Raw genomic sequence first — 453 nt, forward strand, 5'->3', positions numbered from 1 at the left:
ATTTCCCATTACGCAAGTAAGTAAGACCCCTGAAAGACGATCAGGTAGATAGGTTCGAGGTGGAAGTGCGGTGACGCATGCAGCTGACGAATACTAATCGGTCGAGGACTTAACCACATTTTATTGCGCAATTCAATGAAACGTTTATCCAGTTTTGAAAGAATGAAATTCTTTTACATAGGCTTATTTAAAGCCCACTATAGTGAAGTGATGATGGCAAAGAGGTCACACCCGTTCCCATACCGAACACGGAAGTTAAGCTCTTTAGCGCCGATGGTAGTTGGGGGCTTCCCCCTGTGAGAGTAGGACGTCGCTTCGCTAGAATATTGGAGGATTAGCTCAGCTGGGAGAGCACCTGCCTTACAAGCAGGGGGTCGGCGGTTCGAGCCCGTCATCCTCCACCATTTCTAAATGCCGGTGTAGCTCAGTTGGTAGAGCAACTGACTTGTAATC

General features: G+C 47.7%; 1 tRNA gene and 2 rRNA genes. All 3 read left to right on the forward strand.

The annotated features are described in order from the left end of the window. A 23S ribosomal RNA gene (locus M3166_RS19000) occupies positions 1-117 on the forward strand; the annotation flags it as partial. An 86-nt stretch (positions 118-203) separates the two neighbouring features. Then, positions 204-319 (forward strand): 5S ribosomal RNA (gene rrf / locus M3166_RS19005). Positions 320-328: 9 nt separating this feature from the next. Then, a tRNA-Val gene (locus M3166_RS19010) sits at positions 329-404 on the forward strand. Positions 405-453: the final 49 nt, after the last annotated feature.

Origin of the sequence: Solibacillus isronensis, assembly GCF_023715405.1 — a bacterium.
Classification (GTDB): Bacteria; Bacillota; Bacilli; order Bacillales_A; family Planococcaceae; genus Solibacillus; species Solibacillus isronensis_B.